Annotated in this window: 27 protein-coding genes; 14 read left to right on the plus strand and 13 right to left on the minus strand. The window is 52.0% G+C overall.

Translation table 11 applies throughout. The annotated features are described in order from the left end of the window. Positions 1–45 precede the first annotated feature (45 nt). The 4 genes from EVJ23_RS10070 to EVJ23_RS10085 all read right to left on the minus strand — a co-directional run bounded on the left by EVJ23_RS10070 (position 46) and on the right by EVJ23_RS10085 (position 2765). On the minus strand, positions 46–807 hold the full coding sequence (locus EVJ23_RS10070; protein ID WP_131465820.1) for a YflT domain-containing protein: 762 nt from the start codon (positions 805–807) through the stop codon (positions 46–48). A 13-nt stretch (positions 808–820) separates the two neighbouring features. Next, positions 821–1336, minus strand: a complete 516-nt coding sequence (locus tag EVJ23_RS10075) for a YflT domain-containing protein (protein ID WP_070328054.1) — start codon at positions 1334–1336, stop codon at positions 821–823. Positions 1337–1450: 114 nt separating this feature from the next. Further along, positions 1451–2272: a hypothetical protein gene (locus EVJ23_RS10080; RefSeq protein WP_070328055.1), complete on the minus strand. Its 822-nt coding sequence runs from the start codon at positions 2270–2272 to the stop codon at positions 1451–1453. 79 nt (positions 2273–2351) lie between these two features. Continuing rightward, the gene (locus tag EVJ23_RS10085) at positions 2352–2765 is read right to left on the minus strand and encodes a methylglyoxal synthase (protein ID WP_131465822.1); all 414 of its coding nucleotides are present in this window, start codon (positions 2763–2765) and stop codon (positions 2352–2354) included. 224 nt (positions 2766–2989) lie between these two features. On the opposite strand from EVJ23_RS10085, the gene EVJ23_RS10090 reads away from it, so the two are divergent. Both EVJ23_RS10090 and EVJ23_RS10095 read left to right on the plus strand, forming a co-directional pair. Continuing rightward, a complete protein-coding gene (locus EVJ23_RS10090; RefSeq protein ID WP_131465824.1) occupies positions 2990–4762 on the plus strand; it encodes a mechanosensitive ion channel in 1773 nt (590 codons plus the stop codon). 116 nt (positions 4763–4878) lie between these two features. Next, positions 4879–6357, plus strand: a complete 1479-nt coding sequence (locus tag EVJ23_RS10095; RefSeq protein WP_131465826.1) for an HD domain-containing phosphohydrolase — start codon at positions 4879–4881, stop codon at positions 6355–6357. A gap of 39 nt (positions 6358–6396) precedes the next feature. Here EVJ23_RS10095 and EVJ23_RS10100 read toward each other — a convergent pair whose 3' ends face one another. Next, on the minus strand, positions 6397–6699 hold the full coding sequence (locus tag EVJ23_RS10100) for an AzlD domain-containing protein (RefSeq protein ID WP_070328058.1): 303 nt from the start codon (positions 6697–6699) through the stop codon (positions 6397–6399). Beyond that, positions 6696–7427 carry an AzlC family ABC transporter permease gene (locus tag EVJ23_RS10105; protein WP_131457852.1) on the minus strand — a complete coding sequence of 244 codons (732 nt, stop codon included), beginning with the start codon at positions 7425–7427 and terminating at the stop codon, positions 6696–6698. Before EVJ23_RS10105 ends, EVJ23_RS10100 begins: the two co-directional genes overlap by 4 nt. Before the next feature lie 113 nt (positions 7428–7540). On the opposite strand from EVJ23_RS10105, the gene EVJ23_RS10110 reads away from it, so the two are divergent. Further along, a complete protein-coding gene (locus EVJ23_RS10110; protein WP_131457851.1) occupies positions 7541–8242 on the plus strand; it encodes a CBS domain-containing protein in 702 nt (233 codons plus the stop codon). On the opposite strand, the gene EVJ23_RS10115 is transcribed toward EVJ23_RS10110, so the two are convergent. Continuing rightward, complete coding sequence (locus EVJ23_RS10115; RefSeq protein ID WP_070328061.1) at positions 8225–8560, minus strand: antibiotic biosynthesis monooxygenase; 336 nt, start codon at positions 8558–8560, stop codon at positions 8225–8227. The genes EVJ23_RS10110 and EVJ23_RS10115 overlap by 18 nt on opposite strands. A gap of 79 nt (positions 8561–8639) precedes the next feature. Then, on the minus strand, positions 8640–9479 hold the full coding sequence (locus EVJ23_RS10120) for a M15 family metallopeptidase (protein ID WP_131465828.1): 840 nt from the start codon (positions 9477–9479) through the stop codon (positions 8640–8642). A 207-nt stretch (positions 9480–9686) separates the two neighbouring features. On the opposite strand from EVJ23_RS10120, the gene EVJ23_RS10125 reads away from it, so the two are divergent. Further along, complete coding sequence (locus EVJ23_RS10125; protein ID WP_016507949.1) at positions 9687–9905, plus strand: hypothetical protein; 219 nt, start codon at positions 9687–9689, stop codon at positions 9903–9905. Positions 9906–9964: 59 nt separating this feature from the next. Next, a complete protein-coding gene (locus tag EVJ23_RS10130) occupies positions 9965–10432 on the plus strand; it encodes a hypothetical protein (RefSeq protein WP_131465830.1) in 468 nt (155 codons plus the stop codon). 15 nt (positions 10433–10447) lie between these two features. Here the strand turns inward: EVJ23_RS10130 and EVJ23_RS10135 are convergent, their stop codons facing one another. Continuing rightward, positions 10448–11554, minus strand: a complete 1107-nt coding sequence (locus tag EVJ23_RS10135) for a glycerol dehydrogenase (protein ID WP_070328064.1) — start codon at positions 11552–11554, stop codon at positions 10448–10450. A gap of 382 nt (positions 11555–11936) precedes the next feature. Here EVJ23_RS10135 and EVJ23_RS10140 point away from each other — a divergent pair, with 382 nt between their 5' ends. From EVJ23_RS10140 to EVJ23_RS10160, 5 genes are all read left to right on the plus strand, one after another. Further along, positions 11937–12596 carry a type 1 glutamine amidotransferase domain-containing protein gene (locus EVJ23_RS10140; protein WP_071398770.1) on the plus strand — a complete coding sequence of 220 codons (660 nt, stop codon included), beginning with the start codon at positions 11937–11939 and terminating at the stop codon, positions 12594–12596. Positions 12597–12706: 110 nt separating this feature from the next. Continuing rightward, a complete protein-coding gene (locus EVJ23_RS10145) occupies positions 12707–13132 on the plus strand; it encodes a DMT family transporter (RefSeq protein ID WP_070328066.1) in 426 nt (141 codons plus the stop codon). An 11-nt stretch (positions 13133–13143) separates the two neighbouring features. Further along, entirely contained in the window at positions 13144–13815 is a 672-nt protein-coding gene (locus EVJ23_RS10150; RefSeq protein ID WP_083274036.1) for a Crp/Fnr family transcriptional regulator, read from the plus strand. A gap of 11 nt (positions 13816–13826) precedes the next feature. Then, on the plus strand, positions 13827–14303 hold the full coding sequence (locus EVJ23_RS10155) for a DMT family transporter (protein WP_131465832.1): 477 nt from the start codon (positions 13827–13829) through the stop codon (positions 14301–14303). Positions 14304–14429: 126 nt separating this feature from the next. Beyond that, positions 14430–15719 (plus strand): hemolysin family protein, encoded by a 1290-nt coding sequence (locus EVJ23_RS10160; RefSeq protein WP_236633525.1) that lies wholly within the window; start codon positions 14430–14432, stop codon positions 15717–15719. Between the two features lie 12 nt (positions 15720–15731). Here the strand turns inward: EVJ23_RS10160 and EVJ23_RS10165 are convergent, their stop codons facing one another. Beyond that, positions 15732–16916, minus strand: a complete 1185-nt coding sequence (locus EVJ23_RS10165; RefSeq protein WP_131465836.1) for an amidohydrolase — start codon at positions 16914–16916, stop codon at positions 15732–15734. A gap of 203 nt (positions 16917–17119) precedes the next feature. Between EVJ23_RS10165 and EVJ23_RS10170 the strand changes: the two genes are divergently transcribed. Together EVJ23_RS10170 and htpX are read left to right on the plus strand one after the other, a co-directional pair. Further along, a complete protein-coding gene (locus tag EVJ23_RS10170) occupies positions 17120–17668 on the plus strand; it encodes a LemA family protein (protein ID WP_131465838.1) in 549 nt (182 codons plus the stop codon). Between the two features lie 21 nt (positions 17669–17689). After that, on the plus strand, positions 17690–18571 hold the full coding sequence (gene htpX / locus EVJ23_RS10175; protein WP_070328297.1) for a zinc metalloprotease HtpX: 882 nt from the start codon (positions 17690–17692) through the stop codon (positions 18569–18571). 36 nt (positions 18572–18607) lie between these two features. Here the strand turns inward: htpX and nagE are convergent, their stop codons facing one another. The 3 genes from nagE to EVJ23_RS10190 are packed head-to-tail and all read right to left on the minus strand — an operon-like array spanning position 18608 to position 21430. Continuing rightward, on the minus strand, positions 18608–20095 hold the full coding sequence (gene nagE / locus EVJ23_RS10180; RefSeq protein WP_071398775.1) for an N-acetylglucosamine-specific PTS transporter subunit IIBC: 1488 nt from the start codon (positions 20093–20095) through the stop codon (positions 18608–18610). After that, positions 20092–20940, minus strand: coding sequence for a PRD domain-containing protein (locus tag EVJ23_RS10185; RefSeq protein WP_131441252.1), 849 nt, complete (start codon positions 20938–20940; stop codon positions 20092–20094). The genes nagE and EVJ23_RS10185 overlap by 4 nt, the downstream gene beginning before the upstream one ends. Before the next feature lie 19 nt (positions 20941–20959). After that, entirely contained in the window at positions 20960–21430 is a 471-nt protein-coding gene (locus EVJ23_RS10190) for a PTS sugar transporter subunit IIA (RefSeq protein WP_236641233.1), read from the minus strand. A gap of 476 nt (positions 21431–21906) precedes the next feature. On the opposite strand from EVJ23_RS10190, the gene EVJ23_RS10195 reads away from it, so the two are divergent. Both EVJ23_RS10195 and EVJ23_RS10200 read left to right on the plus strand, forming a co-directional pair. Next, positions 21907–23817 carry an endonuclease MutS2 gene (locus EVJ23_RS10195; RefSeq protein ID WP_131465840.1) on the plus strand — a complete coding sequence of 637 codons (1911 nt, stop codon included), beginning with the start codon at positions 21907–21909 and terminating at the stop codon, positions 23815–23817. Between the two features lie 94 nt (positions 23818–23911). Then, positions 23912–24619 (plus strand): hypothetical protein, encoded by a 708-nt coding sequence (locus EVJ23_RS10200; RefSeq protein WP_131465842.1) that lies wholly within the window; start codon positions 23912–23914, stop codon positions 24617–24619. Positions 24620–24643: the final 24 nt, after the last annotated feature.

Raw genomic sequence — 24643 nt, forward strand, 5'->3', positions numbered from 1 at the left:
AAAGAGGAACCTGACGCCATGTGTCAGGTTCCTCTTTTATGTCCATTAAAAGCGGCGAATGTTGTCTGGATCTTCAACATCGTTGCGTAGAGCACGGTCATCGAGACCACGAAGCTTCGCTTCTTTATCGTTCAGTTTGGCCTTTTCGTCCAGTTTGTCTTGCTCTGGGTCGACGGCCCGATTCGGATTGTCTGATGAGGATTCGTTGAACGGTTTTGAGTCGATCTCTAGGCTGTCGTCATTGCGATGCTCTCGAGTAGTCGACTTGTGGCTTGGTTCGTTAAACGGCTTCGAATCGATCTCTAGGCCGTCATCATTGCGATGCTCTCGAGTAGTCGACTCGTGGCTTGGTTCGTTAAACGGCTTCGAATCGACTTCCAAACCGTCAGCAGTATGGTGTCCTTGGTGGCTTGTATCATGTTTCGTATCGTTGTAAGGCGTCGAATCGATCGTCAAACCTTCATTGTGACGTCGTTCGTAGTCTTCATCGACATAAATCAAAATCTTCCCGGCCTCGACGTCGCTGTAATGGCGGTTGACTTCTTCTTCGCTCAGCCCCATGTTGCGGAGCCCGGCGTGAACGTCTTCGTGGCCGCTCAAGAACGAACGGACTTTGTCGAACCAACCTGTATCGTGCGAGGCCTCGGTGTGCACGTCCGTTTTACGGCGCAAAATCGAGACGCTGTCCTCATGTTTGGCGACGACGTAAATGTCTGAGTCTTTGTATCCTTTGGCACGTAGCTCCTCAATCTTTCCTAGAGCCGATTCTTGCGTGTCGTACATGCTAATAAATCGTTTCTCACTCATGGTTGTCTCCTCCTTATAATCGGCGATGGTCCTCTAAGCCGGAATGTCCCCGTACAATCGGATCTTCTTTCGTACCGCGTGGTTTTTCATCATGATCATTGAACGGTTTGGCATCGAATGCAATCCCGTCTGCCTTTTCCCCTTGATCGTGGTCGAGTTCACTGTCTTTTTTATACATATTCGGATAGCGCTCGTACGAATGTTTATCGACGTAAAGCAACAGTTTACCGTCGTCGATGGCTGAATAGTATTCCTCTGCCTCGGCATCGCTAAGACCCATATTACGCAGCTCATCGCGAATCCGGTCGCTGCCGTGAAGGAATGCTTTGACGCGGTCTAACCAATTGACATCTCGAATCCCAGACTCGGCGTTCACATCGGTGTGATAGCGCAATGCGGAAATTTCCCCGTCCCGCTTGGCTACGACATGCATATTTTTCTCCGCTTCCCCGGCCTTTTTGAGTTCGTTCACTTTGTCCATCACTTCTTGCTCGCTATGAAATAACCCGATCATTTTGCGGTCTGACATGGTCTGCCCCCTTTATCATCTCGTCTTACGATTAAATTGACATCACGGTATTAGTAATTTCCGTTCTGGCGAATGTTCAAACAAAAAACGCCATCTCACCTGAGACTGGCGTCATTAATAATAAATGGTCATCGTATCGTTCCCGAGATGGCAACGCGTGCTCTTCCAGACAAACTCGGCGAGTGTCCACAGCGCCATGAAGCCGCTAATCGCTAACAACACTAACGCGTAGATGGGCGTCAATTGAATCAAAAACGACCATCCGAGCGTGAACAGGAGCGGTTGGATCAGGATCACGAAGCCGACATACACGAGAATGATGAGCAGTGCGAACAAGATGCGCCGTCCAATCGTCTGAAAGTGGTGACGGAAGCGCGTCAGTAAACCGAAGACGGCACCGGTCAGTAAGACCGGCAGCACGAAGGCGAAGTAATCGAGCGGATACGAGGTCGTCGGTGCACTGAACAGCCGTAGACTGAACAAGTCGTCCATGACGAGCAACAGGTTGGCGTAAGCGAACGCGAGCACCATGCCGAGCAGCCAGCCGAACTGGTTCCAAATGCGGCGAGACGATTTGATCGCCTCGATTTTTGTGTAGGCGAGAAACGAGACGTCACGCTTTTCGATGTCTTGGAGTTCGAGCTGCGTCTCGTTCAATCGCTCGACGGCCCAGTCGAACTCACGGTTTGCCTGTACCTTCTCATGCATTTTAAGTTCGCCCGACTGCTCGATGATGGAGCGGTAACGACGACGATACTCGTCGTTCGTTTTTGGTTTTTCGATCAAGAACATCGCATAGGCGCGTGGGTCTTGACTCGTCAGGCCGTCGAGGGATTGACCGCTTCTTTCTGCTTGTTGAATATACCCGGCCAAACTGTTGAGCAAGCGCTCCGCTGTTGAGTTATCGTCTAACAGTTCAGACAGATGTGTTCGCACTTGTTCGTAAAATTGCTGTACGGTCGGGTCGTTCGATACATGTGGGTTCAGGACAATTCCTCTCTTCTATATAAAATGGTCATACAGACGGTTCGTCGTTATGGGAAAGTTTGAGCGATTCAAAGTCGCCTTGTTCGATGCTGCGAATCAAGATTTCACTTCCACCCATGTTTGTGGCGAGCGGAATCGAGTAGACGTCACAGAGGCGCATCAATGCACTCACGTCCGGCTCGTGGGGTTGGGCCGTCAATGGGTCACGGAAGAAGATGATCATATCCATCTCTCCACGGGCGACCGAGGCGCCGATTTCTTGGTCGCCACCGAGCGGTCCCGACTTAAAACAATGGACCGGAAGTCCCGTCGCTTCGGCGACACGTGTTCCGGTCGTTCCCGTCGCAAACAAATGATGTTTCTCTAATATGTGAGAATAAGCTTTGACGAGTACGATTAAATCATCTTTTTTCTTGTCATGGGCAATCAGGGCGATGTTCATCTTGACTCCTCCTTAAAAAGACTTCTTCTTAATTCGTATCATATTTGAACTAGAAAGACACGCCTTGTTTCTTGAGGGAAAATTTTCCTAGAAAATCATTTTCCCAGTTAATATTTATTCAAGGGTGATAATTGTCTATGTTTAGGCATATGAAAATGTTGGTATTTATACAGAGAGTCAAATAAATAGTAATCATTTCAAAAGAGATTGGAGGAAGATGTCGGATGAACGATACAACGTATAATTTCAACACGTTCATGTCTTGGTTGCCAGAGCTTTTGCTTGCACTTCTTGTCCTTGTCGTCGGTTTTATTTTGGCAAAAGTTTTGGAAAACGTGACACGTAAAGCGCTGCGTAAAGCACGCCTCGACGATCGTGTTGGTGTCAAACAAGAAGGGGAGCCTGATAAACCCGGAAGAGAAGAAAAGCGGTGGACACCTGAACGAATCATCGCGAAAGTCGTCTTCTTTGGAGTATTACTTCTCGCATTCTTAATCATCTTTGAATTTATGAACGTGCCAGCGATCACGCAGCCGTTTAGTCAAATCTATGAAGGCTTCTCAGGTTTAATTACCGGAGTCGTCAAAGCAGGTCTCATTCTACTCGTCGCCTGGATTATCGCGACGCTCTTGAAAAAAGCGATTCAAATGGCGGGTCATCGCCTCAACTTGAGCAAGTTGATGGAGAAGACAGGTCAGGAGTCGACAAGTGTCAACCAGACGAAATGGGTCGACACGGTCGCAAACATCGTCTTCTACTTGGTGTTGTTGCTAGCACTTCCTGCCGTCCTTGACGCGCTCGGTCTCCGAGGCATCAGTGGACCGTTTGAAGACTTGTTGAACAGCTTCCTCGCCTTCATTCCGAAACTCGTCGCAGCGGCACTCATCTTTGCGATCGGTTATATCGTCGCGAAAATTGTCCGCGATATTTTGACGAAGTTCTTGGAAGCGGCAGGACTCAACAAGTTTGCCGAGAAACTTCACTTGGCAGATTACGTGAAAGGGTCAAGCCTGGCGAAAGCGGTCGGTACGGTCGTCTTCATCTTGATCATGATCCCGGTCACAATCTCAGCACTTGAGGCACTCGACATTCGAGGCATCTCAGACCCTGCCATCTCCATGTTGAACAATGTCTTGGCCATGATCCCGAACATCATCGTCGCAATCGTCTTGATTCTCGCTGGTGTGTTCGTTGCCAAATGGCTCAAAGGGGTGGTCGTATCACTTCTTGAGAATTTGGGCGTCAACTCGCTCGCAAGCAAGATGGGTCTCGGTGGACGTTCGACATCATCGACGTCGATTGCTCAAGTAATCGGTACGATCGTTCAAATCATCATCATCTTGTTGTTCGTGTCGGAAGCCCTGCAAGTCGCTAACCTCGACTTCATGGCCTCGCTCGCAACTGCAATCTTTGCTTACTTGCCGATGGTCATTGCAGCCATCATCGTCTTGGCGGTCGGTTTCTGGCTCGCCAATATGGCAGAGCGTCTCGTCGGCAGCGTGCTCGTCGATGCGTCAGGTCAACCGAGCGTACTACGCCACGTCGCGAAGTATGCGATTCTCGGGATCGCCTTCTTCATGGCCATCAGTCAGCTCGGCATCGCACCGATGATCGTCAATACGGCGTTCCTGCTTATCCTCGGTGCTGTCGCCCTTGCGTTCGGCCTTGCCTTCGGTCTCGGTGGACGTGAAACAGCAGCTCGCTACTTGAAAAAAGCTGAGAAGAGCATCGACGAGACGGAAGTATCAAAAGAGGGTTTCGAACAAGAGAAAGCACAAATGAATCAAGAAGCCGAAGCTGCGAAGCGACAGGCGAAGCAAGGTATCGATCAGTCGAAACGTGAAGCGGATCAAACGAACCAAGAGTTGAAACGTGAAACGAATCGGACAACGGATGTGACGAACGTGGACGGTCCAGAACCGAACCCGTTCCATGAAAACATCACGCCAGAAGATAACCGTTCACCCGACGACAACGAAGGTCCACGTCGTCCATAATCAGTGAACTGAGCGAGTCTCTCTAGTGAGAGGCTCGTTTTTTGTGTTGTGAAAAAGGGTGATTTTTGGTCGATAAACAGAATGAGAGAAGTCGGTGAAGAATAGGAGGGGTCAAAGTGTTTGAACGCTTTCAAAATACGTTAATTATGAATTATATCATCGGTTCAGGGATCGCGGTGTTCGGTGTCGGGGGTCTGTTCATCTTCCAAACGCTCGAACTGTCCCGTGCTGAAGTGATATCTTTATTTGCCATCATGGCGGTGTCAGGTGTGGTCATGATCAGTCTCGAATTACTGATATATCGGCGTCACATCCGGCCGATTCGGAATGTCTTTCGAAGTGAGGCGCCTAGTTACGAAGCGCTTCAACAGGCGTTCGATCAGACGAGTCACTTTCCGACGTTGACAGTGAAGCGCATACTAGGACCTCATTTATTTGGTCTTTCAGTGCCGGCCATGAGCTTGACCGCATTGGCGATTCAACAAGACTGGATCAATTTGCCGTACCGTTTGATTGGAATGGCGGCTTTTGGGGCGGTATTGATCGCCATTTTACATGCGCTCATCGAGTTCTTTTTGACGTATCGGTCGGTCGAGCCGTTGTTGCTTCATTTACAAGATCAAAGTGAGCAACTGTACGATACACCGCTCCAGGCGTCGTACCAGTCAATTAGCGTCCGGACGAAGCTTTTGATCAGTATGCTCGTCATCGGGGTGTTTCCGGTCATGTTGTTCATTCTCGCTTCGGGCGTCCAACTGTCGACCGTCGAGCAAGTCGACGCATATTGGCGTTGGGCCGGGTTGATCTTGGTCGTGATCGTCGGTGTCGCGACGTTCAGTAGCCTGCTCCTATACGACAACATCAAGCGTCCGCTTGCCACGTTGACACAAGGGATCGAACAGCTCGATGCCGGCGAGCTGAAACCGATCGACAACCCGTACGCTGATGAGTTTTCGCAGCTGGTGAACGGGTTCAATCAGATGGTGAAGAACGTCAATGAACGTGAGGAAGAAAACGATCAACTGCTGAACAGCTTGTTCGTCTTGTTCGCGGCTACGCTCGACGCCCGTGATTCCTACACGGCCGGCCATTCGGAACGGGTTGCCGCCTATTCTGTCGAACTGGCATGTGCGTTAGGTTGGCCGCAGGCGCAGATTGAGCTACTCCGAAAATCGGCGTTGCTTCATGATATCGGGAAGATTGGGATTCGTGACGACGTTTTGTTGAAAGAAGGAAAGCTGACAGACCACGAGTTCGCCCAAATTCAAGAGCATCCGACAATCGGGATTCATATTTTGAATCAGATCACGTTGCCGGTCTCACTTCAGCCGCTCATGGCGGGTGTACGGTCACACCATGAACGAATCGACGGGAACGGCTATCCAGACGGATTGTCCGGTGAAGCTATCCCGCTCTTCGGCCGTATCATGGCGATCGCTGACGCCTACGACGCGATGACGTCAGACCGTCCGTATCGGCAAGGGATGCAAGTCGAGAAGGCGCTGTCGATTTTAGAGAGCGGGCGTGGCACCCAATGGGACGCGGCGTTCGTCGATGTGTTCGTTCAGCTGCGCCGTGAGGCGTTGTCCGCCTAAACGATAACAGGTCTGTCTCCGCGGAGACAGACCTGTTTGTCAGATGAACGTTTCGACGACGTACACCCCGAGGATGCCGCCGAGCACGACGAGCATCAAGTTGACGCGCAGCAAGGCGAGCATCGTGGCGAAGACGCCTCCGGCCAAGGCTGACGACAGGCTGCTCGTCGAATAGAGGATACCCGGGAAAATCAAGCTCGCGAGCACGGCATACGGCGTGAACAACAAGAAGCGCTTCAAGAGCGGCGGTAACTTCAAGTCGCGCAGCCAAAGGAGCGGCACGAGCCGCGGGACGTACGTGACGAGCGCCATAGCGAGGACGAGCAGGAACAGACTGATCATGTTACGCCCTCCTGTTCATAAAGCAGGGCGCCGACCCCGGCGGCGACGATTGTCGCGATGATGATACTCAAACCCGATGATAGCGGAATGAACGGGGCGACACCCCAATAGAGCACGACTTGGGTCACGACGGCAAGCGCCGCGACGACGATGACCGGTTTTCGCGTAAGCGATGGGACGAGCAATCCGATGAACATGGCGTACAAGGCGATGCCCATGCTCGCCTGGACTGACTGGGGGAGACCGAAAGCGAGAAATACGCCGATCCATGTCCCGACGTTCCAAGCGAAAAAGGCGATCAAGTTCAAACCGAGGACAAAATGGCCACGTGTCGCTTCGTTCCGAGTCGAGGCGACACTGAACGTCTCATCGGTCACCCCGAACGCGATGGCAGCCAGGAAACGGTTCGAGGTTGTTTCGATCCGTTGCGACAGCGAGGCCGACATGAGGAAATGGCGCAAGTTCAAAATGAACGTCGTCAAGACGATCTCCCAATACATCGAACCGGCCATGATCAATTGAATACCGATGAATTGGCTCGCACCGGCAAAGATAAATAACGACATGGCCAACGTGATGACGTTTGGCATGTCGAACGATTTGGCGAGGAGACCAAACGCGATCGCGATCGGAATATAACCGACCGCGACCGGGATACCGGCGCGCATCCCGGAGCGGAACGCGTCTTGGTTGGATAAGGGAGTAGCTTGCTGGATCGGGGTCGCCATCGGCTCTCCTCCTTTCAAAATAGGTGATGTCCATTCATTCGAGACGAAGGAATGGTTTCCTGCTCAAACGATTAAAAAATAGGGTATAGATAGGCGATAAGGAGAGTGAACATATGAGTCGAGCCGAAGAATTTATCGCATCGTACCACCGAATTGAAGATTATTTGAGCCGCGAGATGGGAGACGGACAACATTTTAGCTTCAGCAACATGGTCAACCGTCTCGCCAAGCATAATCCGATCATCGAGCGGTATAAAGAAGATTTGCACCAAATGAGTCAGCTACGCAATGCGATTGTCCACGAACGACGAGAGCCTGATTTCATTATCGCCGAACCGCACGACTCGATCGTCGAGTTGATGCTCGAAGTGGAGCGGGAGCTGTTGCACCCGCGTCAAGTCATCCCGCTGTTTCGTAAACTCGTGACGACGTTTAATGCCGATGACGCGTTAGTCGAGGTGCTCGGTGAGATTCGGGATAAAAACTATTCCCAGTTCCCGGTCTATAACACTGACGGCTCGTGGCGTGGTTTATTGACAAAAAAAGGAGTGACCAGCTGGCTCGCCGAGACAATCGACGGCCCGCACGTGTCACTCGAGGGCGTTCAAGTTAAAGACGTACTTCATCACGATCCGCACCTTCGTCGTTACCGTTTCGTTGCGAAGGAGACGTCTGTCATCGAGGCGCATCAACATTTCATCAACATGAAAGACGGTGTGCGCCTCGACGCGCTCTTGATCACCGAGACCGGGGAAGAGAGTGAACCGCTTCTCGGTATCATCCGACCGCAAGATATTTTATACGTGATCGGTTGAGGCCATGTGCTCGATCGCGACCTCGTATTGGGTGACGGTATTTCCGAGGACGACGGGCTTCACTTCAGACGTGCCGTCGTCCCGTTTTTTATGGGCGTGTTTATAGGCACCGCTGTCGCGCCAGTTTTCAAAGCTCGCAGCGTCGCGCCACGTCGTCATGATCACGACTTGATCTTTCGTTTCGTCAGACGTATCGGTCAACACTTGCATGCGGATAAATCCGTCCATCGTCTCGATTCCTTTTGTCGTTTGGAACCGGGCTTTGACCGCATCGACTTTCCCTTTTTCAACATCTAGTTTGTTCATCACAATCCACATCGAGATGTCCTCCTCTGCAAATTCGTACACGTCTAGTATACATGGGGCACCTCGCTTCCTAGCGACTAGATGCTCGGACTTAGTGTTTGGCCCACCAGTCTTCGAACGTCCAGTTGTTTTGCTTCATCGTCGTCGCTTCCTTCACACCGACGTAGCGGAGATGCCACGGCTCATAGTTGTAGCCGGTGATCTTTTCTTTCCCTTTTGGATAGCGAACGATGTAACCATAGCGGTGCGCGTTCTGGATCATCCATTTGCCTTCAGGTGTCTGATCGAACGAGGCGTATAGTCCCATCCGCATCTGTTGACTCGTCATATCGACGGCAAGCCCGGTTTGGTGCTCACTGTGGCCGGGACGAGCGACATACATCGAGGCATAGGCCGTGCCGCGAGCGTTGACCCAATAATTGTAGAGTGATTTTTGCGTGGCGTAGGACCGGTACGCGCTCAATGCGTAAAGCGTGTGTCCTTGTTTTCGGCCGTCATAGTAGAGACGAGCGAGCGCGTGCGCCGCCTCGGCAGCCATGAGCGTCCGTTCGCTTCCTTTCGCATAGACGGTCGGGATGGTGAGCGTGACGAGTTGACTGGACCGATAGGACGCGGACAGGCCATGTTGCTTGTTGACGAGCCGCAACCGCTCCGTTGACGTGAGTTTCGGGATACCGGCCTTTAGATTGCTCGATGGTGTGAAGTAGCGGGTGCTCCCGATGTAGACGTTCGACCAGCTTCGATTGTACGTTGTGTAACGGACGGGTGTGTTTGTGAGGAGTGTCTTGGCGACCGGTGACGATTGCATGGCCCGCCAGTATAGTTTCGTCGTCTTGATCGTGTAGCCGGGCTGAGGTGACGGGGTGGCGGCATAAGTAGACGAGGCGGTGAAGACGAGTACGAGGATGAGCAGCAGGCGGATGAGTTTCATTAGGACGACCCCCTTATGCATGGATAGTTTCCCTTTCCCTTTTTTTGAAATGATGAAAAGACGAGTGATTAGGGAATACTCAAACGACAGTCTCCGTCTCGTGACCCGATAGATGTACTGCCCCAGCCCGATGTGCCGGGGGGCTTAAACGAAGTAAACTGATTGTATAGACAAGAACTGTGCAACAGAAGAGAGGAGTGGACGCATATGGAACTTATTTTTGGCTTACCGTTGTTATTGCTCGTCCTATTCTTTGCCTTTTTGTATTTCAATATCAAAGGGTTATCGAATATGTGGAAAGACTACAACCGGACGAAATCGATGATCCCGCTCGGTTTTTTCATCATCGCGATCCTCGGAATCTTTACCGGGGTTTGGACGTGGCTCGTCATTTTGATCTACTACGCCGTTCGTCCGAAAGAGTGACTTGACACCGTGTGCGAAAGCGCATGGTGTTTTTGGTATACTGGGGACGAGGTGTTGTCATGGAGAAGTTGATCAAGGCGTGGTTCATCATCACGCTCATCACATTTATGTTATTCAAGCTCGGTGAAACGATGACGGCCGCCTATACGGAGCCAGCGGGCGAAGGAAACCCGTACCTGCTCGTCTTGTTGGTTGGCTGGCCGTTCGTCTTGTTGTTCATTTGGATCACCGTCCGGCTCGCCAGGAGAACGGTCGCGTCGGTGAACGGTCTCGCGCGGGTCGGCCTCTTCGCCGGGAGCATATTGATGGCGGGGATCGGTCTATACGTGAACTTCGGGCAGGCAAGTTCGTTGCGGGACGGGATACGAGCTTCTGAAAATGCGGCGTACGCGTCGGGTTGGAACCAGTTCACGAACATTATTTACGCGAATCAACTGACGTTTTTCGTGCTGACAGTCAGCTGTATGGCGCTCGGCATCGTCGTCTCATTCGTAACTTCAACTAAAGACGAGGAACAGCTCAAGTAGCCGTTCCTCGTCTTTTTAGGTCAGTTTGCTTTGGTAGAGGCGGGCGTAACGGTCGGCGGCGATGATGGCGTCGGCCACATCTTCAGGCGACACGTCGAAACCGCTATGAATCGTTTCCCCTTCAGCGGTCGCTGCTTGACCGACTTTCAAGATATCTTCTCGTGACGCGTCTTTTAGTTTCACGTCTTCGAGTGTGACCGGCAAATCGAGCGCCATGTAAAGGGCGACGTACCGTTCGAACTCGGCTTGCGTCCGTCCTTCAAGCGCGAGCTGGACGAGTGTCCCGAACGCGACTTTCTCACCGTGCGTCAAATGATGGATCTCCCCGTCTAAGGCGGTGAAGCCATTATGGATGGCATGGGCTGCCGCCAATCCACCGCTCTCGAAACCGAGACCGCTCAATAGCGTGTTCGCTTCGACGACATCTTCAAGCGCCGGCGTGACGACTTTTGCTTTTACCGATTCATAGGCCGGAATCCCATAATCGAACAACACTTCTTCACAGCGCTTGGCGATCGCTTCGGCGGCGATCGTCGGGACGCCGCCTGCCATCGTCTTGCCACCGAACGCGAGGACACTCCGGACCTCGACCCACGTCGCGAGCGCGTCGGCGATCCCTGAGGCGAGGAAGCGGGCCGGGGCCTCGGCGATCAGTTTCGTGTCAACGAGGACCAAATCGGGATTCTTCTTATAAAACCGGTAACTCTCAAAATTACCTTCATCCGTATAGATGACCGAGAGGGCACTCGTCGGGGCGTCAGTCGAGGCGATGGTCGGCACGATGACGATGCGGGCATTAAGCGCATCGGCGACGGCTTTGGCCGTGTCGAGCGTTTTCCCGCCGCCCATGCCGATGACGAACGCCGTCTCGTTCGCTTCTGCCGCCTTGGCGATCCGTTCGATCTCGTGACGTGACGCCTCCCCGACAAAGTCGGCTTTCTCGGCGTTCACACCGCTCGACGTCAACGAGGCGGTCACCCGTTCCCCGATCAAGCTCCAGACGATATCGTCAGCGATGAGAAGTGCCTGTGAACCGAAATGCCCGACATACTCTCCGATCCGGTCAATCGTATTCTTGCCTTGCACATACTTTGCGGGACTGATGAAAACGCGTTCTGACATATTCAACATCCTTTCTCAAATGAATGTGGCGATAGGACAACATGTGTCTGTTCCCGATTTAAGGCGTGTTTCAAACGAACAATCATGTGACATCTCAGCGAAGCGAGGTCACATGTTCGTCCACATTCCACCGAGTACTACGAGGACGACAATCAAAGCGGCGACAGCGAGAAATCCCCATTCAAGTATCGATTTGGTCACGATGGTTCCCTCCTGATGACTGATAATCCGAGTATAACGAGTTCAGACGCCGTTCCTGTTTCAAAAAAATGACCAGGTCAAAAAAAGAGTGACGTCTCGTCGTGTCGAGCGTTCGATGGTTTGAATCGAACCACAACGGGAACATTTAATTCGTATGCTTATTTCAGAAGGAGGAAATCACATGTCTAAACACGTACTGATCGTCACGACATCTGCCAATAAATTAGAGAACGGCCACGAAACAGGGTTATGGCTCGGGGAGTTCGCTGAACCGTACCTTTTGTTCGAGAAACAAGGCTACAAAGTAACGATTGCTAGTATCGAAGGTGGAGACGTGCCAATCGATGCGAACAGTCTAGAAGACGGATTACCGGAAGAAATCTTAAATACGAAAACCTTGTTGAAAGATACGGTCCGTCTTGATCAAGTAGCGGATGAGACATATGATGCTGTCTTCCTTCCAGGCGGACACGGGACAGTCGTCGACTTCCCAGGAAGCGAGACGTTACAGCGTGTCGTTCGAGACGTATACGAGAGCGGCAATATCGTTGCAGCTGTCTGTCACGGCCCGATCGGCCTCGTCAACGTCAAGTTGAGCAACGGCGAACCACTCGTGAAAGGTAAGCGCGTGACTGGATTCACGGATGCTGAAGAAGTCGAGATGCAACTCGATTCAGCTGTACCGTTCTTGTTAGAGACGGCACTTCGTGAGAAGGGCGGAGATTTTGACAAAGCTGACAATTGGGCTGTCAACGTCGCCGTCGATGATCGCCTTGTCACGGGACAAAACCCGCAGTCTTCTGAGCAAGTCGCGGAAGAAATCGTAAAAATTCTAGGATAATGATGCGAACGACCTAGGTCTTGACCTAGGTTGTTCTTTTTTTTGGACATATGTCCTTTTCAAGCATTTTATTCTCGCGTACAGTCAGACGAGGAGAATAGGAGGTAAGTATGGGAATCATTTTTGCAGTACTCTCAGGCACGTTCATCGCGTTACAAGGCATCTTTAACGCAAAGCTTGGTTACGCAGTCGGGGCCTGGTTGTCCGTCACGATCGTCCACTTTGTCGGACTCATCCTCGCTTTGGGCATTTATGCGTTCAAACGTGATGCAGACATGACGGCGTTCCGGCGTGTGCCATGGTATTACAGTTTAGGTGGGTTGTTTGGCGTCTTCGTCGTCTTTGGAGAGCTGACGGCCATCCAGCGACTCGGTGTGACGTGGGCAATCTGCGTGTTGCTCGTCGCCCAATTGATCGGGGCGTTCCTTATCGATTTGAACGGTTGGTTCGGGGTGAAGAAGAAGCCTGTCAATCAAGGTCAGATCATGGGACTCGCCTTGATGGTTGTCGGTATCGGGATTTACACATTCACGTGAGGAGGGGTGACATGGGGGTTGAAGCTGCGTTAACACGCCTTAACTGGCACCATCTTTTTTCGACGGAGACACTCGCGGCGTCGTCGATCGTGACATTTCCAACCGGTGCGATGTTGTGTGCGAACGATCAAACGATTGAGTCGTTGTTCGTCGTTTTAGAGGGACGCGTCAAAATTTATACGTTGAGCGAGGAAGGGAAACTGAGACTCTTGCGGTTGAAGACGGCGCCGTCTTTGATTGGCGATATTGAGTACGCCAGCGGCCGGGACGTCCTGCATACGGTCGAAGCGGTCGGGGCGGTCACGTGTCTGCGCATCCCGTTTGAAGCGCTGCGGACGCATAACCGGACGATCGAGTTCACGGAACATCTGCTCCGCGGGGTGTCGGAAAAGTTATTTATTGAGGCGAACGCCTCCTCGAATCATCTGATGTCAACGCTTGAAGAGCGGTTAGCAGGCTATCTCGTCTCACTCAGTGCGTCAGGAAATGAGTTGTTCCAACAAGAGATGAGTCAGTTGAAACGGAAAGAAGTCGCCGAATGGCTCGGGACGAGCTATCGCCACTTGAATCGGACGCTGCAGGCGTTCGCGGACGAGGGACTCGTCGAACGGAGTCGGACGAAAGTGACAATTCTCGATGCGAAACGATTAAACGAACGTGCCAATGGCATGGTGTATGAATAAGGAGGCAGTTCATGTTAGTAGGAATCATTTGTTCAGCGGTGGCTGGCGCGTTCATCAGTGTACAAGCGGCGGTCAATGCCAAAATGAACGTGTATTTAGGAGCTTGGGCGACGACCGTGCTCGTCTTTATCGTCGGATTCATCGGCTCGCTCGTCCCGCTCGCACTTTTCGGCGGAAACATCCGCGGCGTGTTCGACATTTCACCGATTTATGCGCTCGGTGGTTTGCTCGGTGTCGGTGTCGTATTTTGTGTGATGCGCAGCATCCAACTGCTCGGCCCGACATTATCCGTCTCGATCATTCTCGTGTCCCAGTTGATTTGGGCACTCGGCGTCGATTTCTTCGGGGCGTTCGGTATGCCGCGGTTATCACTGTCACCAGGCCAAATCATCGGGTTGATGATCTTGCTACTAGGCGTGATTGTATTCAAACAAGCTCAGGCGGCAGCAATCGAACATCAAGCGACGGAACAGGCTACTTCACAATGAAGTGGCTTTTTTTGTGAGCAAAACGGGTACAGGTGGATAATGAATGTCTGATATGATGAGATGGAGTAGTACGAAATATACGTAGAGGTGATGAAAAAAGTGGATTCTTCCATAGTAATTGATTTAATGATCGTCATATTTTTAATCGTGTTGAACGGGGTGTTCGCGATGACTGAGATCGCGCTCATCTCGTCGAAACCGGCAAAACTTGAAGTTGAGGCGAATCGAGGTAAACGCAGCGCCAAGATCGCGCTCAAACATTCAAAAGACCCGACAGACCTGTTGTCGACCGTCCAAGTCGGGATCACATTGATCGGGATCATCAACGGGGCTTACGGGGGCGCGCGTTTTTCAACACCGCTCGCTGAACTATTTGCACAGCTCGGAATGAGCGCGCAGTACGCGCCGACGGTCGGTTATGTCGTCGTCGTCACGATCATCACGTATTTGTCGCTCATCATCGGAGAACTTGTCCCGAAACGGATTGCGCTCGTGTCACCTGAACAGGTGACGATGTCGATCATTCCGGCGCTTGATTTGTTCAGCAAAGTCATGCGACCGTTCATTTGGATCTTATCGAAATCGACACTGTTCTTGTTCAAATTGCTCGGCTTGAAAGCAGAGCAGTCGAGTGGGGAGACCGAGCTCGAAATTAAACAGCTGTTGTTCGAAGGGGCGCAGCAAGGGGCGTTCGCCCATGAAGAAGTGCAACAAGTCGAGCGCGTCTTCGCTTTCCATGACCAGTTGATCTATGAACTGATGCAGCCGCGAACGACGCTCGAATGGGTCGACCTCGAGGATGACATGGACGATATTAAAAAATCGATTTATGAGAGTAAACACAACAAGCTTCCAGTCGGACGCGATTCGCTCGACGACTTCGTCGGCTACATCGATGTCCGTGATATTTTAACGCTCGCGACGTTGCGTGAGCCGTCACAGATTTTAAAACGCATCAAGCAGCCGCTCATCGTGCCGAAGCAACGTGAGGCCAGCCAAGTGCTGCAGATGATGCAAAAGAACGGCGTCGAGATTGCGTTCGTGCTCGATGAATACGGTGGCTTCCTCGGTATGGTCACGTTGTTCGACATACTAGAAGAGATTGTCGGGGAAGTGATGATTGAAGAAGAGACGCCGGAAGTGGTCCGCCGCGCGGACGGGACGTACTTGGCGGATGGCTTGCTCGGGATTGAAGATTTGAAACGAACGTTCGGGATTCGAGATAACCGTTTCGATGAGGGCCGTAATTTGTACCACACGCTAGCAGGGCTCGTCATTTACTCGCTCGGTGACTTCCCGAAACGCGGAGACATCGTCGAGGCGTACGGGTTACGTTTCGAAGTCGTCGATATGGACGGGAAACGTGTCGACCAAGTTCTCGTGTCGATGTTGTCAGAAACGCCAAACGAAGACTGATGCCTTAGGGCGTCAGTCTTCGTTTTTTTGTGTGTTCCATGTTTCGAACGCTGCGCGCATGAGGACGCGGGCGGTGTTTAGCATGGCCCGTTCGTCCACATCAAAGCGAGGATGGTGGTGAGGGAAGACGGCGCCGACTTCAGGATTGCCGGCCCCGGCGAAAAAGAAGCTGCCGGGAACATGTTGCATGTAGTAGGCGAAATCTTCTCCGACCATGAGCGGAGACATCTCGATGACGCCGGCTTCACCGACGACGCGAGCTGCACTTTGGCGAACATGCTCCGTCTCGGCGTAATGATTGATGACGGGAGGATAGCCGCGGATATATTCGAGCTCATACGTCGCCTCGCTCGCCGCGCAGACGTGGGAAATGGTGCGCTCCATCTCTGTGATGATCCGTTCTTGTGTTTCTAGCGTGAACGTTCGGACTGTCCCCGATAACTTCGCTTCGTCAGCGATCACGTTGAATGCCTGGCCCGCGGTGAACGTGCCGACGCTTAAGACGGCCGGTTCGAGCGGATCGGTGCGACGGCTGATGACTTGTTGCAGCTGACCGACGACGTTCGCCCCGACCATGACGGCATCGACCGTATGTTGCGGAATCGCGCCGTGGCCGCCTTTCCCTTTGATCGTCAGCTCGAAGCGGTCGGCTGCGGCCATGATCGGACCTGCTTTTACCCCGATCGTGCCATACGGGAGCGGCGTCCAGATGTGAGCGCCGAAGATGTAGTCGACACCGTCCAAGCAGCCATCTTCGATCATCGGCTTGGCTCCTCCGGGCGCGAGTTCTTCCGCAAACTGATGGATGAGAACGACGTCTCCCGGCAGGTCGGTCTCACTCAAGGCTTTGGCGAGCACGAGCAGTGTCGCCGTATGGGCGTCATGGCCGCACGCATGCATCGAACCGTTCACTTTTGAGCGGTACGGCACGTCTTTCAAGTCTTGGATCGGCAAAGCGTCAAAGTCGGCCCGGAAGGCGATGGTTGGTCCGTTGCCGCCTCGAATGCGTCCAACGACACCGTTGCCGCCGACGCCTTCGCGGACTTCGAGGCCGAGCTTGCGCAAATAAGCGGCAATCGTTTTTGGTGTCTCCTGTTCTTCAAACGACAGTTCGGGATATTGGTGAAAATGGCGTCGGAGCGACACCATCTCGTCGTACAGTTCCGCCAATCGTGAATCGAGGTCAGTCACAAGCATGATTTGCACTCCTGTCAGTTAATCATTTTTGTTTGAAACCAGCTCCATAGATTATACGTATCTAAGAGGTAAGAGTTTCTAATCGCCTGAGCGGTGTTTCCCATGATCGCCATGAGTCATTGGTTACATTTTTCTAAGTTATGCTTATGGTATACGACGAAAGGGAATTAATACAGAAGTAAATCATGAAATGAGGTGTTGAAATGGGTTGGATTATCGCAATTGGTATCATCGTCGTCTTGGCGGTCATCTATTTTTCGATGTACAACGGACTTGTCAAATATCGAAACTGGGTCGACGAGTCGTGGGCGCAGATCGACGTTCAGCTGAAACGCCGCTACGACTTGATCCCGAACTTGGTCGAGACGGTGAAAGGGTATGCGAAGCATGAACAAGAGACGCTTGCGAAAGTCGTCGAGCTACGGAACCAGCTTGGCTCGAAGACGAGCCGTCAGGAACAGATGGAAGTGAACGATCAACTGAGCGGTGCGCTCAAAAACTTGTTTGCGCTGCGCGAGGCGTATCCGGACTTGAAAGCGAACGAGAACTTTTTGATGCTACAAGAAGAGTTGACGCAGACAGAGAATAAAGTCGCTTACTCGCGACAGCTGTATAACAATACGGTCATGAAATATAATACGAAAATCGAATCGGTCCCGACGAACATCATCGCTTCTGTCCATAAGTTCGAAAAACGCGACATGCTCGAGGCGCGCGAAGAAGAACGCGAGAACGTTCGCGTCTCATTCTAATGGATTGGAGTGGCGACGATGATTCTGTATGAACAAATCCGCAAGAATAAGATTAAAACCGTGTTCATCGTGGCTGGATTCGTCCTCCTCGTCTTAGCCGTCGGGGTCGTCATCTCGTATTTGAACTATGGCGATCCACTCCCGGGGCTCATCTTCACTCCTGTGTTCTCGTTGTTTTACATCGGGATCGTCATCATGTCGAGCACGAATATCGTCATGAAGATGAATCACGCCCAAGAGATCACATCGGTCGAACAACATCGTTTCTTATGGCACACGGTCGAGAACATGGCGATGGTCGCCCGTGTCCCGATGCCACGGATCTTCATCATCAATGATCCGTCACCGAACGCGTTCGCGACCGGGCTCAAACCCGAGAAGGCGGCGGTCGCCGTGACGACTGGTTTAATGGATCAGTTGACCCGTGAAGAACTCGAAGGTGTCATCGCCCACGAGGTCGCGCATATTAAAAATTATGACGTCCGCCTGGCGACGGTGACGCTCGCCCTCGTCTCCGTCATCGCTATCATGAGTGACATCGGCTCACGGATGCTGTTTTTCCGAAGTATCGGTGGACGACGGGACAACAACCAAAATCCGATCTTTATGATCGTCGGGCTCGTCCTGTTGATTTTAGCCCCGATCATCGCAACGCTCGTCAACCTGGCTATCTCGCGAAATCGTGAGTTTTTGGCTGATGCGAGCGGGGCCGAGCTGACGCGGAACCCGGACGCACTCGCTTCGGCGCTCGAGAAAATCGCTAACGTCAAAACGCCAGTGAAAGAGGCGTCACGGGCGTCGGCATCACTTTATTTTTCGGATCCTATGAAGAAAAAGCTGAGCGGGCTGTTCTCGACACACCCGAATCCGGAAGAACGCATCAAACGACTACGAGGCATGTAAAAAAAGCCACCTCCATAGCGAGGTGGCTTTCGTTCGTCATCCGGCGCGGTTGCTCCGGAGTTTTTCAATCTCTTCGAGGACGAATTGAACGTTCGTCCCGACGATGACTTGAATATGGTTCGGGCTGACGACTTTAATTCCTGGGATGCCCGCTTTCTTAATTTGCGTTTGATCGACCGTGTCCATGTCTTTGACGTCGACACGGAGACGTGTGACACACGATTCGATACCGGTGACGTTTTGGTCACCACCGAGACCGTCATAAATCATGGCTGCCATCGCAGAGTACTGACCACCTGCTGCAACTGGTGCCGTTTTCGTTTCACCTTCAGGCGCTGTTTCTGTCGCGACTGCATCAACCTCTTCGTCCGACTCGCGACCTGGCGTTGCCAAGTTGAGTTTGACAATCATGAAGCGGAAGATCGTGTAGTAGATGGCACCGAAGACGAGGCCTTGGACGAGCAACATATACGGCTGGTTCGCAAGCGGTAGCCGTGAGCTGAGGACGAAGTCGACGAGACCGGCACTGAAGCCGAACCCGGCCGTCCATTGGAATGTGGCAGCGATAAAGAGTGACACGCCTGTCAACACAGCATGGACAAGGTAAAGAACTGGTGCGAGGAACATGAACGAGAACTCGAGCGGTTCCGTGACACCTGTGAAGAATGAAGCAAACGCTGCGGCGAGAAGGAGCGAGGCCGCTTGTTTTTTACGTTTCGTTTTCGCAGTGTGATACATCGCTAGGGCTGCTGCCGGGAGACCGAACATCATGATCGGGAAGAATCCAGCTTGATAGCGTCCAGTGATCCCTTTCTCACCTTCACCGGACCAGAAGTTACCGATATCGTTGATGCCGGCAACGTCAAACCAAAATACCGAGTTGAGGGCGTGGTGAAGACCTGTCGGGATCAATAGACGGTTGAAGAATCCATAAAGTCCAGCACCGATTGCTCCCATTTTAGAGATTGTTTCACCGAATCCGACGAGTCCTGTGTAGACGACCGGCCAGACGAAGTAAAGTGCGACCGAGACGAGAATCATCGAGAACGCCGTCATGATTGGGACGAGACGCTTGCCGCTAAAGAAGGCGAGGGCGTCAGGTAACTGAACGTGACTAAAGCGGTTATACATGGACGCGGCGACGAGACCTGACAAGATCCCAACGAACGCGTTAGCGATTTTACCGAACGCCGGGTTGACGGCTTCGACGTCTACACCTTGGAATAATGCGACTGTTGCTGCTGATAAAAGTGTCGTGACCGTGAGGAAAGCGACGAGACCACTGAGAGCGGCTGAGCCGTCACGGTTTTTCGCCATACCGAGGGCGACCCCGACAGCGAAGAGAATTGGAATGTTATCGATGATGGCTGCACCGGCTTTGATGAGGAAGGCGGCGGCGATGTTTTCAGAACCCCAGCCTACCGGGTCGATCCAGTAACCGATGCCCATGAGGATGGCCGCTGCAGGAAGTACCGCAACCGGCAACATGAGCGAACGTCCGAGACGTTGTAAAAAGTTCATCATTGTAAATGTCCTCCTTTTTGATGGTGTTGATCTTGCAGGCGTTGAATGTGGAGCGTGATGTAACCAAGCTCTGACTCGGGCAAGACGATGCCGTATAAGTTTTCCATTTCAGTTGCGACGTCAGACGCACACGCGTAAGCGGACGAGAATTTTGTTTGAATCATCTGAAGCATGTCCTCGTCGATCGTGTGATGATCGTAATGGTTGACCCGATCCATGACAAATCGTAAATGGGTTAATAAGCGTTGATAGGATAAGTCATCTTCTTCGATAGATAGGTCGAGTCGTCGTGAAATCGATTGAATCATGTCTCTTACGATCGTCGTCTGTTTGACCGTCTTGCGCAAATCACCTCCTTTCACTTTGAGTGTATGGATATGGAGCGCGATGAAGGCCGCTTCGTCTTTCGGCATCTTCAACCCGATTTTGTCCTCGATCAGTTGCAGCGCCCAGAGCCCGATCTCATATTCGTTGCGATACAAGATTTTGATCTCGTTCAACAGCTTGTTCCGAAGCGAGATCCCTTCTTCTTCACGCTCGATGGCAAACGAGATATGATCGGTCAGGACGACGTGGATGTGCTCATTGAACGTCGTCTCGAGCCGCTTCTCCGCATGCGTGATAATTTCTTCGGAAATGGTGAAGTGGTCGACCGGGATGCGGCTTAAGAGCTGTTGAAACTTATCGTTTTCCGACATGACGAATAGTTTTTCGATTTTATGCGGATTGACGATGTCGTTTCGCCCTTTTTTAAAGGCGACGCCTGGTCCGATGGCAATCTTTTCTTCACCTTCGTCTGAGACGATGACCGCGTTGTTGTTTAAGATTTTTTTGATTTTTAACATGTGTCCTCCTATCGAGGAGTCATTGTTCCGCTTGAGCGACGACAGTCTTTCCGGAAAGCGAGGGCCCGCCCGCGTGGAACGAGTAGGGGTGAGGTAAGTCGCTTCCGTTCGTGACGATCATCGGAGTGACCGTGTCCTTCCCGGCTTGATGAATCTGCTTCAAGTCCGCTGTCAACAAAGGATGTCCGACGTCAACATGGTCACCGACAGTGACGTGGACTGTGAACGGGTCTCCTGAAAGTTCGACCGTGTCGAGTCCGACGTGAATCAAAATCTCAGCTCCGTCTTCCGTCCGGATGCCGATGGCGTGCTTCGTCGGTGCGACTTGGACGATCGTTCCATTAGCCGGTGCGACGACTGTTCCGTTTGTCGGCTTAATGGCGATTCCGTCGCCCATCATCTTCTCGCTGAAGACGGGGTCGGCCACTTGCTCAAGTGGAATGATGTCTCCTTCCATGGGTGCATAAAGTGTCAGTGTATGTCTCTTCATCCACTTATTCAATAACATGTTCACTTCATCCTTTCCTTGCGAAAATGATTGTGAAAAAACAAAACAGGCATGGAGTATAGACGGGTGGCGTGAGCCTTTCGTCTTACCCCATGCCTGATCGAATCAGTCACATGTGATCAATATTTGTTTCTTCTGTCTCAACATAGCACGCTATCTAAAAGAAGACAAGACCTAATTTGTAAGCGCTGTCTAAAAAATGTACTTATTCTGAAATTTGTTGTATAGTGAAGACGAATCTTAAGTGAAAGGTGTTGCATGTTGATGAGTGAGGTCGTATCTGCCTAACGAACTGAAAAACGTAGGATGACGCGTGTTTTTGTCATGCCTTCATGTTCTGTTACGGATACCGCCCATCATAAACTGCCAGACACCGGTCTGTCTTTTTGCGTTGGTCGTCATCGACCGACGCTTTTTGTTTGCGCGGTATCTCCACCCTATTTTAAGGAGAGATCACCATGAACGAACAAACGTTAGAAAAACTACAATATACTGAACTCATCCAACGAGTCGAACGCTACTGCATCAGCGGGTTCGGTCGCAAGTTGCTCAGAAATCAACAACCGACGAGCCATCTACAGACGGTGAAGAAACGACTGCAAGAGACGTCGGAGGCACGAGCGATCCTAGACGCCTCGTCGCACGTCCCGTTCATCGGGTTGTCCGACATGGAACCGCTCATCGGGAAAATCAGTCGTGGCATCCAACTCGAAGCGGGTGAACTTGAAGCCGTCGCTGAATTTTTCCGCGGAGCCCGCAAACTGAAACGATTCATGGCCGAGCAGACGTTCTTTGCACCGTTGTTATCTCTGTACGCGGACGAGATGAGTGAAAGGCGCTCGATCGAAGAAGAAATCGTTCGGTCGATCCGGGCCGGACGCGTCGTCGATGAGGCGTCAAAAGAACTGAAACGGACTCGGAAGCAAATCGATATTCTCGAAGGGCGGATCGAGGAGCGGTTGACTAAATTTTTGAAGAGCGCGGCCAACCGTGAAGCGATTCAAGACGCGTTTGTGACGAAGAAGCAGGACCGATTCACGATCCCAATTAAGGCGTCGTACAAACATAAAGTCGCCGGGACGATCATCGATACGTCGAACCGGGGGACGACCGTGTTCATCGAGCCGGAAGCGATCAGCAAGCTGAACGCGGAACTCGCCGTCAAACGGACCGAGGAAGCGGTTGAAATCTATCAAGTGCTCGCGACGCTGACCGGTATGGTAGCCGAAGCGTTACCGGCGATTGAGACGACGCTCGACGTCATCGCCCAGTACGACATGGTATTCGCCAAAGGGAAGTATAGCCAGACGATCGAAGGAATTTCGCCACGCGTGAACGGGACCGGGAAAATTCGTTTGCGACAAGTCCGGCACCCGTTGCTTGATGGGGCGGTCCCGCTCGACTTCTCGCTCGGCGAGACGTACCGCGGACTCATCATCACCGGACCGAACGCCGGCGGGAAAACGGTCGTCTTGAAGACGATCGGCTTGCTTACTTTAATGACGATGAGCGGTTTGCACATTCCGGCTCATTCCGACACGGACATCTCGACGTTTGACGACGTGTTCGTCGATATCGGTGACAATCAAGACATGGGTTCTGCCCTCAGCACGTTCTCGGCCCACATGAACAACGTGGCGACGATCATGCAGCGGGCCGGCAAGCGATCGCTGCTCTTATTTGACGAAATTGGGAGTGGGACCGAACCGAACGAAGGCGCGGCGCTCGCCATCGCGATTTTAGAAGAGGCGTACAAGCGCGGCTGTCTCGTCGTCGCCTCGACCCATTACGGGGAAATCAAAGCGTATTCCGAGGCGCATCCGGACTTCATGAACGCGGCGATGCAGTTCGACCCGGACACGCTCGAGCCGAAGTATCGGTTGTTGATCGGTCAGTCCGGTGACAGCAACGCGTTGTTCATTGCCCGGAAAATGAAGCTACCCGAAGCGATTTTGAAACAAGCGTCACGTTATATGAAAGAAAAAGTATATGACCAGACACTCGTCGACACTTCGAAGCTGACACAAGAAGTGGTGAATGCGAAACCGGAACTGATCCAGCAATTTGAAAAAGGAGATCGCGTCCGGTTACTCGAGACGAATCAAGTCGGGCTCGTCTATGCGACGGACGATCCTGGGCGACATGTCACGGTTTATGCAGAAGGGACGTTCAGCGACCATCCGTTGCGACGCGTCCGGCTTGAAGCGCAGGCGGTTGATCTCTATCCGGCGGGTTATGACTTAGAGACGTTGTTCGTAGACTATCGAGAGCGCAAAGAGGCGCATGATTTTGAGCGTGGCTCGAAGAAAGCGTTGCGTCGTGTTGAAAAAGAGATTCGGGCACGGCAACGCGCCGAACGTGGAGACTAAAAAGTGTATGACCTTAAGCGCTCGGGTAAGGACCAAGGACCGAGAGTCATGACGAAACGTCCGGCTGTCGGGTAATGTGTCGGAGGTGGACTAGATGTTTTGGTTAAGTTTGTTGTTTGCCATCGGATTTTCCTTGATCCACTACTTTTCAGGTCAACTGATTCACGTGCGCGAGACGCCACGGAGCCGCTTCTTGTCGCTCGCCGGTGGCGTCGCTGTCGCTTACGTGTTCTTGCATCTCTTGCCTGAACTGAATGAATACCAACGCGAGCTCGAAGGACATCTCGGGAGCGGTCTGTTCGCCTCGATCGAGAATCATATCCTCATCGTTAGTATGTTCGGTTTGGCCGTTTTTTACGGATTGGAGCGATTGGCATCCCAAATGAAAAAACGAGATGAAGGAAGCGTGTTTTGGATTCATATGGCGCTGTTCATCTTTTACAATTTTAGCATCGGGTATGTGCTCGCAGAGAGTGAGTTCGACACGATATGGGCGATGACGCTCTACTTTCTCGCGTTAGGGATTCATTTCATCACGGTCGATCAAGGGTTGAGACACCACCATCAACAGTTATATGACGAGCGGGGAAGGTTGTTGCTTTCACTCGCGGTGCTCGTCGGCTGGAGTGTCGGGGCGTTTTCAGCGCTTCATGAAGTCACGCTGTCGATGATTGTCGCCTTTTTGGCCGGTGGCATCATCTTGAACGTCATGAAAGAAGAGTTGCCCGAAGAGCGTGACAGCAGTTTTCGTGCCTTTGCCGTCGGGCTCATCGGATACGCGTTACTTTTATTGGCCATATGAAAAGGCAACCAAGATTTGGTTGCC

The organism is Exiguobacterium sp. SH1S1 (assembly GCF_004337245.1).
Lineage (GTDB): Bacteria > Bacillota > Bacilli > Exiguobacteriales > Exiguobacteriaceae > Exiguobacterium > Exiguobacterium aurantiacum_A.